The sequence below is a fragment of the Glaciihabitans sp. GrIS 2.15 genome (assembly GCF_035984695.1).
Classification (GTDB): Bacteria; Actinomycetota; Actinomycetes; order Actinomycetales; family Microbacteriaceae; genus Lacisediminihabitans.
The window spans coordinates 237,889-254,787 of sequence record NZ_JAXCHU010000007.1 but is presented as its reverse complement, the minus strand read 5'-3'; the positions used below and the strand labels follow the sequence as shown (position 1 = coordinate 254,787).

16 protein-coding genes are annotated in these 16,899 nt (G+C 64.8%); 10 read left to right on the top strand and 6 right to left on the bottom strand.

The window, feature by feature from the left end:
* The first annotated feature begins 199 nt into the window (after window positions 1-199).
* On the top strand, window positions 200-574 hold the full coding sequence (locus tag RCH11_RS12035) for a TraR/DksA family transcriptional regulator (protein WP_327057247.1): 375 nt from the start codon (window positions 200-202) through the stop codon (window positions 572-574).
* Here the strand turns inward: RCH11_RS12035 and hutI are convergent.
* The 4 genes from hutI to hutH are packed head-to-tail and all read right to left on the bottom strand — an operon-like array spanning window position 571 to window position 6,319.
* Window positions 571-1,746, bottom strand: coding sequence for an imidazolonepropionase (gene hutI, locus RCH11_RS12030; RefSeq protein ID WP_327057269.1), 1,176 nt, complete (start codon window positions 1,744-1,746; stop codon window positions 571-573). The genes RCH11_RS12035 and hutI overlap by 4 nt on opposite strands.
* Window positions 1,746-3,086 (bottom strand): formimidoylglutamate deiminase, encoded by a 1,341-nt coding sequence (locus RCH11_RS12025; protein WP_327057246.1) that lies wholly within the window; start codon window positions 3,084-3,086, stop codon window positions 1,746-1,748. Before RCH11_RS12025 ends, hutI begins: the two co-directional genes overlap by 1 nt.
* Entirely contained in the window at window positions 3,087-4,766 is a 1,680-nt protein-coding gene (hutU, locus tag RCH11_RS12020) for a urocanate hydratase (RefSeq protein ID WP_327057245.1), read from the bottom strand.
* The gene (hutH, locus tag RCH11_RS12015) at window positions 4,763-6,319 is read right to left on the bottom strand and encodes a histidine ammonia-lyase (RefSeq protein ID WP_327057268.1); all 1,557 of its coding nucleotides are present in this window, start codon (window positions 6,317-6,319) and stop codon (window positions 4,763-4,765) included. Before hutH ends, hutU begins: the two co-directional genes overlap by 4 nt.
* Before the next feature lie 100 nt (window positions 6,320-6,419).
* Between hutH and RCH11_RS12010 the strand changes: the two genes are divergently transcribed.
* Window positions 6,420-7,181: an IclR family transcriptional regulator gene (locus RCH11_RS12010; RefSeq protein WP_327057244.1), complete on the top strand. Its 762-nt coding sequence runs from the start codon at window positions 6,420-6,422 to the stop codon at window positions 7,179-7,181.
* A gap of 114 nt (window positions 7,182-7,295) precedes the next feature.
* Here RCH11_RS12010 and RCH11_RS12005 read toward each other — a convergent pair whose 3' ends face one another.
* A complete protein-coding gene (locus RCH11_RS12005; protein WP_327057243.1) occupies window positions 7,296-7,772 on the bottom strand; it encodes a YchJ family protein in 477 nt (158 codons plus the stop codon).
* Window positions 7,773-7,902: 130 nt separating this feature from the next.
* On the opposite strand from RCH11_RS12005, the gene RCH11_RS12000 reads away from it, so the two are divergent.
* The 5 genes from RCH11_RS12000 to RCH11_RS11980 all read left to right on the top strand — a co-directional run bounded on the left by RCH11_RS12000 (window position 7,903) and on the right by RCH11_RS11980 (window position 12,512).
* Window positions 7,903-8,967: a LolA family protein gene (locus tag RCH11_RS12000; RefSeq protein ID WP_327057242.1), complete on the top strand. Its 1,065-nt coding sequence runs from the start codon at window positions 7,903-7,905 to the stop codon at window positions 8,965-8,967.
* Window positions 8,964-9,920, top strand: a complete 957-nt coding sequence (locus RCH11_RS11995; protein ID WP_327057241.1) for an ABC transporter ATP-binding protein — start codon at window positions 8,964-8,966, stop codon at window positions 9,918-9,920. The genes RCH11_RS12000 and RCH11_RS11995 overlap by 4 nt, the downstream gene beginning before the upstream one ends.
* A complete protein-coding gene (locus tag RCH11_RS11990; RefSeq protein WP_327057240.1) occupies window positions 9,907-10,779 on the top strand; it encodes an ABC transporter permease in 873 nt (290 codons plus the stop codon). Before RCH11_RS11995 ends, RCH11_RS11990 begins: the two co-directional genes overlap by 14 nt.
* A 58-nt stretch (window positions 10,780-10,837) precedes the next feature.
* Complete coding sequence (locus RCH11_RS11985) at window positions 10,838-11,671, top strand: zinc-ribbon domain-containing protein (protein WP_327057239.1); 834 nt, start codon at window positions 10,838-10,840, stop codon at window positions 11,669-11,671.
* An 85-nt stretch (window positions 11,672-11,756) separates the two neighbouring features.
* The gene (locus RCH11_RS11980) at window positions 11,757-12,512 is read left to right on the top strand and encodes a helix-turn-helix transcriptional regulator (RefSeq protein WP_327057238.1); all 756 of its coding nucleotides are present in this window, start codon (window positions 11,757-11,759) and stop codon (window positions 12,510-12,512) included.
* A gap of 75 nt (window positions 12,513-12,587) precedes the next feature.
* Here RCH11_RS11980 and RCH11_RS11975 read toward each other — a convergent pair whose 3' ends face one another.
* Window positions 12,588-13,451, bottom strand: a complete 864-nt coding sequence (locus RCH11_RS11975; RefSeq protein WP_327057237.1) for a helix-turn-helix transcriptional regulator — start codon at window positions 13,449-13,451, stop codon at window positions 12,588-12,590.
* 119 nt (window positions 13,452-13,570) lie between these two features.
* Between RCH11_RS11975 and RCH11_RS11970 the strand changes: the two genes are divergently transcribed.
* From RCH11_RS11970 to RCH11_RS11960, 3 genes are all read left to right on the top strand, one after another.
* Window positions 13,571-15,208, top strand: a complete 1,638-nt coding sequence (locus RCH11_RS11970) for an AMP-binding protein (RefSeq protein WP_327057236.1) — start codon at window positions 13,571-13,573, stop codon at window positions 15,206-15,208.
* Between the two features lie 84 nt (window positions 15,209-15,292).
* The gene (locus tag RCH11_RS11965; RefSeq protein ID WP_327057235.1) at window positions 15,293-15,931 is read left to right on the top strand and encodes an acetate uptake transporter; all 639 of its coding nucleotides are present in this window, start codon (window positions 15,293-15,295) and stop codon (window positions 15,929-15,931) included.
* A 76-nt stretch (window positions 15,932-16,007) separates the two neighbouring features.
* A complete protein-coding gene (locus RCH11_RS11960) occupies window positions 16,008-16,562 on the top strand; it encodes an isochorismatase family protein (protein ID WP_327057234.1) in 555 nt (184 codons plus the stop codon).
* The last annotated feature ends 337 nt before the right edge of the window (window positions 16,563-16,899 follow it).

The window sequence follows — 16,899 nt, the reverse complement described above, 5'->3', positions numbered from 1 at the left end:
TCGACTTCACTAATCGGCCGCCAGCAAAATAGTGGCGACCCGATGCATTCGGACCAACCATATCCGCTCTACGCCAGACAACAGGGAGGATTCCACAATTGATTTCGAGGTTTTTTTGAATGCATATCGATACAATGCGGACTGTGCGGTTCGCGGCCTGGCGGCGGTGCCGGCGGTCGCTCAGTGAGAGGGGCAGTCGATGAGTGCAGGAGTGTCACCGCACGATCGATCACGAGTTAGAAGCCTTCTCAACGAGGAGAAAGCCGACCTGGAACGGAGTATCCGCGGCACCCGGTCTGAACTCGAAGCGGTACTCGAAGCCAGAGCGGACGGATCAGCGGATGACGAGCACGACCCAGAGGGTTCCACTCTCTCAACGGACTGGTCCCGCCTCCAGGGCTTGCGCCGCAGCTTTGCCGAGCGCCTTGGAGAAACCGAGGAGGCAATAGCCCGGCTGGACGCAGGAACCTACGGCACATGTGCGCACTGCGGCCGAAAGATCGCCGCCGCGCGACTCGAAGCCCGGCCCGTCGCCGCGCTCTGCATCGATTGTGCTCGCGAACTACAGGGTTAAAAGCCGGCAGTGATCGGGGGAGTGCGGATGCCACCGCGCCAGACTGCGGCTGTCAGTGGCACTCCGGGCCGGTAGGCAAGGTGAACGACAGAGGGAGAAGCGAGAACCTGAAAGTCTGCCCGCCCGTTAACTCGGAGCGAGCCGACGGCATCCGCTCCCGTGTCGCGGCCGAGCGCCCGTGCCCCGCCGCGAGTGGCGGCCCAGACAGCCTCATCGATCGTGAGACCCATCTGTAACACGGCGGTGGCGACACAGAACGGCATCGAATTGGTGTACGAACTTCCCGGATTGCAGTTACTCGCCAGCGCTATTGCGGCACCGGCGTCGAGAAGGCGTCGGGCGGGAGCCAACGGCTCCCGAGTGGAGAGATCGCAGGCGGGGAGCAGCGTGGCTACAGTCGAGGATGACGCGAGAGCATCGATGTCGCCGGCTGTGAGGTGGTTGCAATGGTCGACGCTCGCGCAGCCGAGTTCTACTGCGAGTCGTGCACCTCCGCTGAAGCCGAGCTGGTTTCCGTGAAGTCGCAGTCCGAGCCCTGCCGCTCGTCCGGCACGCAGTATCTCCCGAGACTCCTCGATATCAAAGGCGCCGACCTCGCAGAATGCATCCATCCACTGCACGTACGGCGTGACCGCGCCGAGCATCGGACCGGTCACGAGGTCGATATAGTCGCGGCGGTCGACGCCCACAGGAACGACGTGTGCTCCGAGAAAGCTCACGGTGTCGGCGACTGCCGCCGCGACCCGCGCCGAGCGCGCCTCGCTCTCCAGGTCGAGGCCGTAGCCGGTTTTCGTCTCGAGGAACGTCGTGCCCTGGAGCTCAGCCTCGCGCCGCAGGGCAGTCGCGTTCGCGAGAAGAGTGGCCTCGGATGCCGCGCGCGTCGCTGCAACGGTTACCGCGATTCCGCCGGCCTCGTAGCGCCGACCGGCCATCCGCGCCTCGAATTCCGCCTCCCGTGAACCGGAAAAAACGATATGGCTGTGCGAGTCGACCCAGCCAGGCAGCACCGCTCGACCCGCCACCGATGTGCGGATATCGGCGGCTGGGGCATCAGCGGACCGGCCGATCCAGGCCACTCGCCCGTCCGCGATCACGATGGCGGCATCGTGTTGTCGGGATCGATCCTCGTCCTGGGTGGTGAGTTCACCGATATCGGTGACGAGTTCTGAGATCATGATCGGCCCCCAGCCCCAGCCACAGCCAAAAGCGCCTCGGTGAGGAGGTCCTCGGGCCGACCGATCGAGGTGCCCGTGAGGGATCCGTTTTCGGCAACGACCGCACCGCCGACAATTACACGCTGAACATCGGAGGCTGACGCGCTCAGAAGTAGCTGTGCGGGGGCCGAACCGACGGTGCGCCGGGACGCTGGGTTGAGCTCCACGAGGTCACAGGGATCTCCATTGGCGAGGATGCTCCGGCTGATACCGAGGCTCGCGTAGCCGGCGGCGGTTCCGGCCGCGAGGAGCGCAGCGGGCGCGAACCGACCGCGGCGACCGGAGGCGAGCCGTTCTCCCGCTTCCAGTGAGCGCAGCTCGAGCAGGGGATCGATCACGGCGTTCTGGTCGGAGCCGATCGCGATAGGGGTTCCTCTCGCAGCGAGGTCGAACGCTGGGCCGATCCCATCGCCGAGATCAGCCTCGGTAGTCGGGCACATGACGACCGTGCAGCCGGAAGCGCTGATGTCAGCACGGTCGGCATCGGTCAGGTGGGTGGCGTGAATGATGCTCAGCCGCGAGGACAGCATCCCGAGTGTGGCGAGCACGCCGATCGGGGTTTCGCCATATTCGGCGACGCAATCGGAATTCTCCTTTGGCTGTTCCGAGACATGAATGTGCAGCGGCGTATCCGCGCCGAGCGCGTCACGTATCTCGGCCATGGCGCTCGGTGACACCGCGCGAACGGAGTGGATGGCTGCGCCGAGAGTCACCCCTTCGCCCTCGATCACCGGTCGCAGTGCGCGCCATCGAGCCAGCCAGTGTGCCGCCGTGGCGTCACCGAAGCGCTTCTGCTCGGAAGAAAGAGGCCGCTCGATCGCCCCGTCGAGATAGCACGCATCGAGCAGCACCAGACGGATGCCCACCTCCCTGGCCGCATCCGCGATCGCGCGCTCCATGGCGTGGGCTGGCAGATAGGGCGAACCGTTTACCCGATGATGCAGGTAGTGGAATTCACCCACAGCCGTGTAGCCGCTCACCAGCATCTCGGCGAATACCGCTCGGGCTACCAGGAACATCAGGGCCGGATCAAGCAGCCCGGCGAGGTGGTACATCGAATCGCGCCACTGCCAGAAGTCGCCGCCATCCGCATGGGTGGTGCCCCGCAGAAGGCGGTGGAATGCATGGGAGTGGGCGTTGGCGAATCCCGGAAACACCGTGCCGAGCCGGAGATCGCCGGTGGTCGGGGCGACATTGGGCCGGAGGCTCGCGATGCGGCCAGCGGCATCCGCCTCGATGCGAACGTTACCGATGATCGAGCCCGGTCGCACAAGCTGGGCGCAGTGGAGGAAGACCACTCAGTATTCCCAGAGCGGCACCCGGAGACCGCGCTCGCGCGCGACCTCGGCCGCTCGCTCGTAGCCCGCATCGACGTGCCGCATGACTCCGGTGCCCGGGTCGTTGACCAGTACTCTCTCGATTTTTTGTCGGGCGAGATCAGTGCCGTCGGCGACCACCACCTGGCCAGCGTGAATGCTGCGGCCGATGCCGACCCCACCCCCGTGGTGGATCGAGACCCAGGTGGCTCCGGACGCCGTGTTGAGCAGGGCGTTCAGCAGCGGCCAATCGGCGATCGCGTCCGAGCCATCCGCCATGCCCTCGGTCTCTCGGTACGGGGAGGCGACCGATCCAGAGTCGAGGTGATCGCGACCGATGACGATCGGTGCACTGAGCTCGCCGGAAGCGACCATCTCGTTGAACCTGAGGCCCGCGAGGTGGCGCTCCTGGTACCCGAGCCAACAGATGCGAGCCGGCAGTCCCTCAAAATGCACTCTCTTCCCGGCTTCGGTGATCCAGCGGTGCAACTTTGCGTCGTTCGGGAACAACTCGAGAATGGCGCGGTCCGTCGCAGCGATATCCGCGGGGTCTCCGGACAGGGCGACCCAGCGGAACGGTCCCTTTCCTTCGGCGAAAAGAGGACGGATATAGGCGGGTACGAAGCCAGGGAAGTCGAAGGCGCGATCATAGCCGCCGAGCTTCGCCTCGGCTCGGATGGAGTTGCCGTAGTCAAAGACCTCCGCTCCGGCATCCTGAAAGCCGACCATCGCCCGTACCTGATTCGCCATGCTCGCGCGAGACAGAGCGGTGAACCCGTGCGGATCATCGGAGGCCAGCCGCTTCCAATCCTCGAGAGCGACGCCTTCCGGGAGGTAGGCAAGCGGATCATGGGCTGAGGTCTGGTCCGTCACGATGCTGATAGGGGCTCGACGCTGGAGAAGCTCCGCGAACACGGTCGCTGCGTTGCCAACGAGACCGACCGACATCGGGATGCGAAGTTCCTTCGCGGCGATCACGCGTCGCAGCGCGTCGTCGAGGTTATGCGCGAGTTCGTCGAGGTAGCCGTGGGCCAACCGGCGTTCGAGTCGGGATCGATCGACATCCACAATGAGCACCACGCCGTGGTTCATCGTGACAGCAAGCGGCTGGGCGCCGCCCATGCCGCCAGCACCTCCGGTGAGAGTGATTGTGCCGGCCAGGGTGCCGCCGAACCTCTTGTCTGCAATGGCAGCGAAGGTCTCAAAAGTGCCCTGGAGTATGCCCTGAGTGCCGATGTAGATCCACGAGCCTGCGGTCATTTGCCCGTACATCGTGAGGCCAAGCTGCTCGAGCCGACGGAACTCCGGCCAGGTCGCCCAGTCGCCGACGAGATTGGAATTGGCGATGAGCACGCGTGGGGCCCACTCGTGGGTGCGGAAGACACCGACCGGCTTACCCGACTGCACGAGCAGGGTCTCGTCGCTCTCGAGAGTCTCAAGAGTGCGCACGATGGCGTCGTAACACTCCCAGTTGCGTGCGGCTTTGCCGGTACCGCCGTAGACCACGAGCTCGTCGGGGTGCTCGGCGACCTCGGGGTCGAGGTTGTTCATCAGCATGCGCAGCGGACCCTCGGTCTGCCAGCTCTTGGCGGTCAGCGTGGACCCACGGGCGGCGCGCACGGGGCGTGGTCCCGAGGGAGGGGGCGTGGCGTTCTGGGTCATTCGAGGTCTCCAATCAAGGTACGGACGGCGGCGAGAATCCGGCCAGAGGCGACGGCCTCCACGACGGACTCGATCTCGGGGGAGAGGTAACGGTCGGGCCCCGGTCCTGCGACGTCCCGGCGCACCTCCGCCACCGCAGCGCCGGTGGCACGCCCGGGCAGAAGTGGTGCGCGCAGGTCAAGCGCGCGAGAAGCGGTGAGGATCTCGATAGCCAGCACCCGGGTGAGTCCGTCGATCGCGCTCCGCAGCTTTCGGGCCGAGGCCCAGCCCATCGACACATGGTCTTCCTGCATCGCAGAAGACGGGATCGAGTCGACGGATGCCGGCGCGGCCAGGCGCTTCAGCTCTGACACGATTCCGGCAGAGGTGTACTGGGCGATCATCAGCCCGGAGTCGACGCCGACCTCGTGGGCGAGGAACGCGGGAAGACCCTGGCTGCGGGCGGGATCGAGCATGCGGTCGGTGCGGCGCTCGGACATGCTCGCGACATCGGCGACCACGATCGCGAGAAAGTCGAGCACATAGGCGACTGGCGCTCCGTGGAAATTGCCGTTCGACTCGACTCGACCGTCGAGGGTGACCACCGGGTTGTCCACCGCTGAGGCGAGCTCCCGCCCCGCGATGATCGCCGCATGGTCGACTGTGTCGCGGGCCGCACCGTGCACCTGCGGTGCGCAGCGCAGCGAATAGGCATCCTGAACACGAGTGCATTCGGGGCCTTTGTGGCTCATTACAATCGGCGATCCGGTGAGCAGCCGGCGGAGGTTCGCCGCCGAGACTTGCTGGCCGGACTGGGGGCGCAGGGCGGCGAGATCCTCCGCGAAGACCGCGTCCGTTCCGAGTAACGCCTCGACGGACATCGCTGCGGACAGGTCGGCGGTGGAGAGCAGCCGCCGGAGATCGTCGAGAGCGAGCACGAGCTGGCCGAGCATGCCATCGGTGCCGTTGATGAGGGCGAGTCCCTCCTTCTCGGCGAGCACGACGGGGGAGAGGCCGGCCGCGGAGAGCGCATCGGCCGCGGGCATCAGGATGCCGTCGCGGTCGCGAACCGTACCTTCGCCCATCAGGGCCAGTGCGCAGTGGGCGAGCGGTGCGAGGTCTCCGGAGCAGCCGAGCGACCCGTATTCGCGCACAACCGGAGTGATGCCGGCGTTGAGTATGGCGGCATAGGCTTCCGCCGTTTCGAGCCGAATTCCGGTTCGCCCGGTGAGCAGCGTGGAGAGGCGCAGGGCCATCAGGGATCGCACCGTCTCCCGTTCGACCTCGGGACCGGATCCGGCGGCATGGGATCGTATGAGACTGCGTTGGAGCTGGCTGCGACGGTCCTCAGCGATGAAGGTGGTGGCGAGCGCCCCGAAGCCGGTAGAGATTCCGTAATGCGGCTCGATGTCGCTTGCGAGGCGTTCGATTGTCTCCCGGCTGGCGGTCACGGCGGCGCGGGCAGTGTCGTCGATCTCGATCGGAGCATCGTGGCGCGCGATCGACACCACCTCGGCGGGACAGAGCGCTCCGATGCCGATGATGACCGGGTGGATGGTCGTGGAAAGCTGCATGGCCTCCATCAGACTCCCTGGGGCGGGCAACACGCCACAGCATTAGGCTGACCACTGTCTCAGATACGGGACAGTTGAGTTTGTCAGTGAAAGGAAGCCGATGGAGGTCACAGCGCCAGCGGCGCACCATACCCTCCGCATCCTCGGGCTGCTGTCTGCCCAGCGCGGGCCCGTAGCAGCATCGACCATCGCGCACGCCCTCGACCTACCGCGCTCGACCGTCTACCGCCTGCTCGGCGTACTCGAGGCACACGGTTTCGTGCTGCATTTTCCCGAGGCGCGACGCTACGGGATCGGCATCGCCGCGTTCGAATTGAGTTCGGGATTCATGCGCCAGGAGCCGCTGACCCGCCTGGGACGGCCTATCCTCTCGGCTCTCGTCGATCGACTCGGCGAGAGTGCCCATCTCACGGTGCTGCACGGGCGAGATGTGATCTATCTGATCGAGGAGCGCGCGCCGGGTCGACCGCACCTCGTGACGGATGTCGGGGTACGGCTGCCGAGCCACGTCACCGCGAGCGGTCGGGCGCTGCTCGCGACCCTGCCGAAGTCGCAACTGAGGGCGCTGTTCCCCACGAGTGGAGCCTTCGTGCATCGTTCCGAGTCGGGGCCGTCCAACTATGCCGAGCTCTCACTCCTGCTCGAGGGCGTGCGCGAGCGCGGATTCGCCGCGGAGGATGGTGATGTCACGGAGGGGATCGCCTCCGTCGCGGTGGCTGTTCGGGATCACGCGGGCTGGCCGGCCGCGGGCATCGCCGTCTCTTTTCCGCGCGACTCGATCCCGATCGACCGCTGGCCGGACCTCGCGGCGGAGATCGGTCGGGTCGCCTCCGAGCTGTCACGTCGAATCAGCGGCCGCTGATTCGTCGCCCGGCCGTTCGGACGACGGCGACCGCGCTGCCGTTCGTCAGCCATGCGGTCGAACGTGAGGCAGCATGGCTGACAAACCGGCGCATGGTCGCCCTGCTGCGACGGATCAGGCTTCGCCGAGGTAGGCCCAGAGGTGATCTACCCTGGCGAATCTACTGTTCTCTGACTGCACTCCGGTCGTGCCATCCGCAGCCCGCCAGTAGGCGCGGAAGTCGACGGTGCCCGTCGGGTCCAACAGTCCGCCTGCGGTTCGTCCGATGAGGTCGAGGCGATACCAGCGCAAATCCGGGTCGAGCTCAAGGGAGGCTGGGCGCACATCCGGATGCCAGCTGGCGAGAAGGTACATGCTGTTCCCGAGCGCGAACGCCGAGTAACGTGCCCGCATGAGTCGATCGGCGGTCGGTGGCTGTGAGATCCCGTGATGGAAAGGACCGCAGCACCCGTCATAGGTCTCTCCACTGAGACAGGGACAGCGCTGAACCGAAGGCACCAGCCCAGTCTGCCAGTCGGTCGGGGAGTCGCTTGCACCGCCGTTCCGGCGCCCCAACCCGAGTGGCGGAGATGCGTGTTCACCCGAAGACATCGGTGGAGCGCGTGCCGGTGGACTCGAGGACCAATGACGGCGATATGCAGCGAACAATAGGAAACGCGGAGTATTTTTGAGACGTGGTGCAACGTGTCGTGCACTGTGTCGGACGCGAAAGGTCGCCAACATGTCTCGAACCTGGTTGAAGTGGATGCCCGCCGTGGTGGTGCCGGTTTTGATCGCATCTGCCGCGGTCGCGGTTCCTTTCGCGGCGAATGCCGCCGTCACCCTTCCGACCAAGACACCGGCCCAGGTGCTCGCTCTGATAGCCGGAGAAAAAGTGACCGCGTTGTCGGGCACCCTGTCGCAAACCTCCAGCCTCGGTCTACCCGAGCTTCCCACCACCGGAGCGGATGCCTCGTCGGGCTCCGCACTCGAACTGCTCACCGGCTCACACAACGCCCGGGTATTTGTCGACGGCACGGCGAAACAGCGAGTTCAGGTGCTCGACCGCATGGCCGAGCGAGATTTAGTACGCAACGGCTCCGACGTGTGGCTCTACGACTCGAAGAAGAAGACTGCCGTGCACTCAACCCTCGGTGAGCGTGCGCTGGGGACGTCGAAGCCAGAGGGAAGCATCCCCACCCCCGACCAGCTCGCGGCCACCCTGCTGAAATCTGTCGACTCGACCACCATCGTGTCGCTCGGTAGCGACCTTCGGGTCGCGGGGCACCCCGCCTACAATTTGGTGCTGACCCCGAAGGCATCAGAAACACTGCTCGGGTCCGTCTCGATCGCGGTGGACTCCGAAACCGGGCTTCCCCTCTCCGTCGAACTCTTCGCGCGTTCGCAAACGACACCGGCGTTCAGCGTCGGGTTCACGAAGCTCGACCTCGGCGCGCCGGACGCGAGCCTATTCACCTTCACTCCGCCCGCCGGAGCGAAAGTTACCGAGAAGGCGCCGAAAGCCGACTCCACTCGGCCAACGGGCCCACGCTCACCGGCCGAGAAGCCGACCATCTCTGGCACCGGATGGGATTCGATCGTCGCCATTCCCGTCGACACAAGTGCTGCTGGCAAGAAGAGCCTCAGCGTGACATCCTCGCCGCTGTTTGGCAAGCTCACCACGAACGCGACCGGGGGACATCTCTTCCACACGAGTCTCGTCAACGTATTGCTGACGGATGACGGGCGGATATTCGCCGGTTCGGTGCCGGTGGAGAAACTCCAGGCGGCTGCCACAGCGAAGTGACCTCGCTAGCAAGCGAATTCGCGATCCGAACCGAGGGTCTGACGAAGCGGTTCGGTTCGCAACTAGCTGTCAACGGTGTGGACCTGCGGGTGCCCTCTGGAGCAGTTTTCGGATTCTTAGGACCCAACGGCTCCGGTAAAACAACGACGATTCGGCTGTTACTTGGCCTCGCATCGGCGACCAGCGGTGAAATCGAAGTACTCGGTCGACGCATGCCTGACGACCTCGCCTCCGTTCTGCCGGAAGTCGGCGCGCTCGTCGAAGGCCCCGGGTTTTATCCCTACCTGTCTGGGGCCGCAAATCTCTACCGCCTCGACGCTGCCGATGGCCACGCGACATCCGTCGCCCGTCGCGCGCGCGTACAGACCGCGCTTGAACGCGTGGGACTCTCGCACGCCGCGGGAAAAAAGGTGAAGGCATACTCGCTCGGCATGAAGCAACGGCTCGGAATAGCGAACGCACTGCTCATACCCCGTCGCCTGCTCATACTCGACGAACCGACGAATGGTCTCGACCCGCAGGGCACACGCGAGGTGCGTAGCTTGATCCGGTTGCTCGCTGGCGAAGGCACGACGATATTCGTCTCGAGTCACCTCCTGGCCGAAATTGAGCAGATCTGCACAGATGCCGCAGTAATGAGTGTCGGCCGTCTCGTGGCACAGGGGACGCTCTCCGAGCTCCGCGGGGTTGGGGGAGCGCGCGTGAGGCTGGAAAGTCCTGACCGGAATGCCGCGATTGCCGTTTTCACCAGGTTCGGGATGACGGTGGCCGAGCCCGGGCCAGACGGCACCGAGCTGCTGGCCTCGTTCGGTACGCTCGAGCCGGCCCCTGACACCGTGGTCGCCGCCCTCGTCGAGGCACACGTGCGGGTTTTCTCCTTCACTGTCGAACGTCCCAGTCTCGAACAGCGGTTCGTCGACCTCACCGGGGAGGGCTTCGATGTCGCGCAGTGATATGTCGGCGCTGCCCGACGCCGTGTTTCGCTCCCGACCGGCGCTCGGACTGCCACTGCTGGCATCCGAAATCTCGGTGCTTTTCCGCCGCCGTCGCACCTGGGCCATGCTCGCGTCTCTTGCCCTGATTCCCGTGCTGATCGCGCTGGCCGTGCGGCTGACATCGTCACGACCACCCTCGGGGCGTGGACCCGCTTTCCTCGACCAGGTGAGCCAGAACGGGCTGTTTGTGAGCTTCGTCGGACTGCTTGTGTCGGTGCCCCTGTTTCTGCCCCTGACGGTCGGGGTAGTAGCGGGCGACACGATCGCGGGTGAGGCGAGCGCTGGTACCCTCCGTTACCTGCTGATCGCCCCGGCGGGGCGCACGCGACTCCTGATCGTGAAGTACCTCGCTACCGCTGTCTTCTGCGTTGCGGCGACGTTAGCGGTCGCGATCGCCGGTGCACTCATCGGCGTCGCCCTCTTTCCGATCGGCCCGGTAACGCTGCTGTCGGGGGACAGCATCGCGGTGGGCGACTCGATCGTGCGGTCGCTGCTGATCGCCGCGTACATCACGGTCTCCCTTCTGGGACTCTCGGCAATTGGCCTGTTCATCTCTACGATGACCGATGTGCCGGTCGGCGCGATGGCCACCACGATCGTGCTTTCTGTCGTCTCCCAGGTGCTCGATTCGCTGCCGCAGCTCGACTGGTTGCATCCCTGGTTATTCAGTCACTACTGGCTCGGGTTCGCCGACCTGCTGCGGCAACCGATCTCGTGGGATTCTTTCGGCAGTAATGCACTGCTGCAGTCCGGGTACATCGTCGTGTTCGGCGCGCTCGCCTTCGGCCGCTTCACCACGAAGGACATCCTCTCCTAGCGACAATCCCTGTCGGCCAGTATCGGCCAATGTCGGCCGGGTCCGGCATCCTGTTGCCATGCCAGAACCGGTCGAAATGTGGTGGGCGAGGCGCCAGTGGTCGAAGGGTGCGGAGGTGCCCTACCCGATCGGTCGCTTCCGCGGGGATTGGGAGCGCTATCCGGTTCTGGTGCGCCAGTATCACCCCGACCTGAATTCAGGGATTACCCTCACCCAGGTCCCGCCCGCAGCCGAGGTCTATCTCGTCTGGCAGTGTGATTCCGGTCACCGGTTCGTCGCGACACCGGAGGAACAACGACAGCGCCCGGGGCAGTCACGCCGACGATCCACCTGGTGTCCGGAATGTGCGGCTGGGGCGACGAGACGGGCTGTGCCGACCCCCGCTCGCAGCCTCTCACCGATGCGTCCCCGTGCGGTTCGAGTTCCTCTGCGGAGCGCGCCGCCACGCTCCGCAGTGGGGGAAGCTTTTCACAGCGCCCTGGCCCCCAGGCCGGCCTCGGCGGCTGAAGGTGACCTGCGGCATCGACTCACCCAGAGGCTCGCCGTGGATTTTGGGTTCAACGCGGTGCGGGTCGCGCGCCCGTTCTTTGCGCGTCACGAAGTCTGGCCCGACATTGTGATCGACGAGCTGAGGGTTGCCATCGAGTACGACACGACCGGGCGCGATGGACTCGAGCATGTGGGGCGACGCGAAGAATCCGATCGGCGTAAGGATCGACTGCTTCGCGCGTCGGGCTGGGAGGTGATCCGGATCCGCTGTGGCAAATTGCGCGCAATCGGTCCCTGGGATATCGAGGCCGGGGGAATCTCAACGAAAACTGTGGACCGGCTCATCGAACGCCTTGGCGAGATCCGGGGTGAGCTGATCATCGCGAGCTATCGAGTTCACTGACTCGATGTGTGCCATTTCCTCCGCGTTAGCGAGAAATCCCCCACAATGGGAGAACCCCCACAATGGGGGGGCAGAAAGAGCACTGATGACCAGAAAAGATGGGGATCACCAGCCCTCTGGTGCACCGACCGCGCTCGCCTTCGGACTCAGCAATCACTGTGATGAGCTTTTTGCGCTGATGATGTCAGGCGCTACCTTCGATGCGGATGATCCGCACGGCTGCTGGCTTCGCGACCGCTATGCGGAGATCGTGCCGATGGTGTTACCGGATGTCCTGAGAAGTGTAGAGACCGGCACAGCGCTGACAACGGCGTCTCGACAGGCGATCCGACAATCCGCCATGCGCGCCCGTCAGTCCGACATTCCGCTCACTGTCGTGTTGCGCGGAGCGGTGCCCGCTCTGCGGGCGTTCGGTGTGTTCGTTCAGTCGTGGGATCATGCCTTCGATGCACGTGAGCTTTCCGTGGTGATGGGGCGCGCCTCCCTGATTGCCCTCGAACTCGGCGCCTGCTGGGCCGAAGCCTGGCTCGGGGATGCCCCTCGGCCGATCGATGGTGATTCGCTCGAACTCGTGGCGGTACCCGGGGAGGTGAAGAGCCCGGCGCTCGAGATGCTCGCACTGGCGGCATCCGGCCGTTCTAATGATCAGATCGCCGAGGAGACGGCCTATAGCCCGCAGGCGGTGAAGTGGCATCTCGCCCGAATCATGCGTGCCTGGCGGGTGAGCAATCGGGCGGCTCTCATCTCCGTGGCGTTCGTGCGGGGCGTGGTGGTGACGAGAACCGCACGGCCGGCACGTTCCGCTGAGAGGCCCGCTGACAAGTTCAGTGCTGGCCCCTAGCAGAGCGAGAGTGGGATCCAGGTGCAATCGGCTCTCCGGAGAGAGCGGCTCGACACTCTCCGCCCAACCGCGTGATTACGGGATGAGCCCGGCGCGACGAGCCGCAACCACCGCTTCGTAACGGCTTTCGGCTTCGAGTTTGCGCATAGCTGAGGAGAGGTAGCTCTTCACGGTACTTTCGGTGAGACCCAACTGGCGCGCGATGCGAGCATTCTGTTTGCCAAGGGCTACCTGAGCGAGAACGTCCAGTTCGCGTGGGGAGACCGGCGGCGAACCGGAGGAGGTTATCGCCCTTCTCGGGTTGAGTGCGTGGGAGGCGCGTTCGAGACGACGCGCGAGTTTCGGATCGTCGATTTCCCTGCCGATTTCCCGGAGTTCTGCGAACAGCGCCCGGCGATCCTGACGCTCGATCGGATCGGCGATTCGCAGCCCGGGGAGCCCGCCCTCACTCTCTAGCGCGGCAAGGCGGCGCTCAACTTCGTCGTGGACCGAATACTCCCAGGCGAGTGCACTCGCTACGCGAAGCGCCCCCTGCAACACCGCGTCACCGAACTGGGTCGGGGTGCGCTGGCCGCCATAGATCACTGCACGAACGGCCCCATCGACCACGATCGGCACTGCGAGCAGAGAGACGATTCCCTCGGCCGTCACCTCGCGGTCGTAGCGGTGGGTTATCGACGTCGCCTGCCGGTAATGCGTGGCAGTGACAGGCTTGCGCTCTGCGAGCGCCCGACCACCGAGGCCCTGCGTCGGTTCGATGACCAGCCCGTGGATGCTCTGCCCGAGCGTGCCGACGAACGAGGTGAGCGGGGCGCCATCGCGAGTGGCGAGCCCCCCGAAGGTTACGGGGAGGTCGATGCGCGATGAGAGCACGCGAAGGCTTTTTTGAAGCAGGTTCAGGTCGTAGGAGGGTTCGGATCCCGGTGTCGTTGCGGTCATTCCTCTACCTCCTTAAGGCGGTAGTCGGGCACTTCGATGTTCCCTTAGCCTGCATCGTAACAGGCCAGAGTCACCGACTCCCGGACCGTTCACGATGATCATTTCAAGGGAGAAATGCCATGGCGACGACCACACCACCACTCGATTCGCCCAACGATTCGCCGCTCACTCCGTTGCGGTTCCTCAAGCGCTCGGCCGAGGTCTTCCCGGCTAAGGCGGCCATCGTTTACGGTGCACGGCGTTACACCTATCTGCAATTCGCGGCCGTTACAGAAACGCTGGCTCGCGCCATCCGCTCGCGCATTGCCCCGGGGGATCGCGTGGCTTTCCTATCACCGAACACACCCGAGATGCTAATTGCGCAATTCGCGGTGCCTCTCGCCGGCGGCATCCTCGTCTCGCTCAATCCGCGCCTCTCGCCGTCGGAGGTGCGCTACGTGTTGGATCACTCCGAGGCGACCCTGCTGTTCTATGACGCCGAGTTCGCGTCGGTGGTGGGTGATTCGCTCGAACACTGCCCGTCGCTGCGGTCGATCATCGAGATTGGCGACGCGGAATTCGGATGCGCTGTGAGCGGCATCGAGATCGGCCAGGAGTCGCTCGCCGATTTCGAATCCGCTGGCTTGGCAGATGAGAGGCCAATGCGCTGGGAGATCGACGACGAGCGGGCGGTCATTTCGATCAACTACACCTCCGGCACCACTGGCAAGCCGAAGGGGGTGATGTACAGCCACCGCGGCGCCTATCTCAACGCGATGGGGGAGGTTTTCCATAATGGTCTTGACAACAAATCCGTGTACCTCTGGACACTGCCCCTCTTCCACTGCAACGGCTGGTGCACCCCGTGGGCGGTCACGGCAGCGAGCGGCACCCACGTGTGTCTGCGCGCGGTTCGGCCGGCATCTATCTGGTCAGCCATTGATGACCTCGGGGTCACCAACCTGTGCGGCGCGCCAACGGTCTGCAATGTGATCGCCAACGCCGATGAGGCGCATGTGCTGGTGCACCCGTTGCGGATTACGACCGCAGGCGCGCCGCCGTCACCGACCATCATCGAGCGGCTCGAACGGCTCGGGGCGACAGTGGTGCATGTGTACGGACTCACCGAGGCGTATGGACCCTTCACCATCTGCGAATACCAGGAGGCGTGGGATGCCCTGGCTCCGGCGGCCCGCGCCACGATGATTGCCAGGCAGGGGGTCTCGATGGTGCAGGCGGAAGCACCGCGGGTGGTCGACGAGGCAATGAACGACGTGGCTCCCGACGGTTCGACCATCGGCGAGATCGTGTTGCGCGGTAACAACGTCATGATCGGCTATTACCGGGATGAGGCTGCGACGACCGCAGCATTCGCCGGCGGATGGTTCCACACCGGTGACCTTGGAGTGATGCATTCCGACGGTTACGTCGAGGTCAAGGATCGCGCGAAGGACATCATCATCTCCGGTGGCGAGAACATCTCTTCGATCGAAGTGGAGAACTCGATTGCCTCGCACCCGAGCGTGGCGGATGTCGCGGTCGTGGCGTTCCCTCATGAGACCTGGGGCGAGCGCCCTGAGGCCTACGTGCTGTTGCACGAGGGACACTGTGCCACGGTGGAGGAGATATCCACCCACGCTCGGTTGACCCTCGCGCGATTCAAGGTGCCGGACTCCGTCGTGTTCGTCGATGCGCTACCGCGAACAGCCACCGGCAAGGTTGTCAAGGCCTCCCTACGGGCCCTCTCTCTAGAGTCCAGTCGCGTTTCAACACTGTGATCCCCTCAGCCACCGGGACGACACCCGTCGACCCGGTACGCACGACCCCCACCGCACGACACCCACCACACGAAGGAGTGTTTCATGAGCACCATCACCACCGATCACCGGTCATCCCGCTCTCAAGAATTTGATTCCCGGGCGGTCACTCCGCCGGCCTCGGAGCCGCGGATCATCGCGGATCCGGCCGCTCTCGGTCTCGGAGCGTTCGCTCTTACGACCTTTATGCTCAGTCTCGCCAACTCGGGTATTGTGGCGGGAGCGGGAGCGGCGGTGCTTGCAATCGCCCTGTTTTACGGTGGAATCGCGCAGCTCGGCGCCGGAATGTGGGAATTTGTGAAGGGCAACACCTTCGGCGCAACCGCCTTCACCTCCTATGGAGCGTTCTGGCTTGCATTCTGGTGGCTGTTGACCAATCCAGAGGTCGAAAAAGCGGCCGGTGCCGGCGGAGTGGGTGCATTCCTGCTCGCCTGGACGATCTTCTCCGCCCTGATGACGGTGGCGTCGAAGAAGACCAACGCGGTGCTCTTCGCAACCTTCGTTGCGGTAACCCTCACCTTCGTCGCGTTGACGATCGGCGCCTTCACGGGTGTCGTGGGCATCACACGACTCGGCGGATGGCTCGGACTCGTCGCTGCCGGACTCGCCTGGTACGGATCCTTCGCTGTGGTCACTAATGCAACCTGGAAACGCGTAGTGCTTCCGGTGTGGCCAAGCGCCTGACACCCCGGCAGAGGTCGGCGGATCGGTATAGCGTTTCCCCTGCCGGATGATTTCCATCCCTCGAGAGGAGACTGCCATGACGACACTCAAGGATCGGCCTCACACCGCGCTCGTGGTGATCGACGTGCAAACCGGTGTCGTCGCCGATGCCTATCAGCGTGATGCGGTGGTCGCCAACATCAACACCCTCGTCGGCAAGGCTCGCGACGAGGGTGTCGCGATCGTCTGGGTGCAGCACTCGGACGAGGGACTGGAAAACGGAAGCGACGACTGGCAGTACGTGCCGGAGTTGGTGCGCCGGGATTCTGAACCGGTGGTTCACAAGACCTTCGGAGATTCCTTTGAAGGGACCGATCTCGAGCTGGTGCTGGCCGACATCGGGGTCGGCCGCCTGGTCGTGACCGGTGCGGAGACGGATGCCTGCATCCGGTCCACAATCCACGGTGCATTCACGCGCGGCTACGACGTCACCCTCGTTGGTGACGCCCACACCACCAACGACCAGAGTGAGTGGGGTGCGCCACCGCCGGAGCAGGTGATCGCCCACACTAACCTCTATTGGCAATTCCAGGGCGCTCCGGGTCGCACTGCCGCCGTGACAGAGACCGTCGGAGTGTCATTCGCCGGGTGAGATCGGCCGCACTACAGTTCGACGAGGATTCCTGCTTCGGCCCCGGTGGCGTCCGTGGCCAGCACCACGATCATCGGCCCGTAGGGCGGCAGCCATTCACTGTGCGGCTCGTTCGCCTCCGATGCCGGGAGCCGGATGCGTGCGCTGAAATCGTCTCCCGCCCTCGAAACATCCGCTTCGGTGCCGTTCACGTACACCCGCACGGCCAAGCTCTCCGCGGGAGAAGTCGCCAAGCCAGAGATCGTGATCACCCGTGAGCCATCGGGTTCGTCGATGACGCGCACCGGCTCGGTCCGCAGTTCGATCGCAGCGGGCGATGTGGCGGCCCTTGGACCGG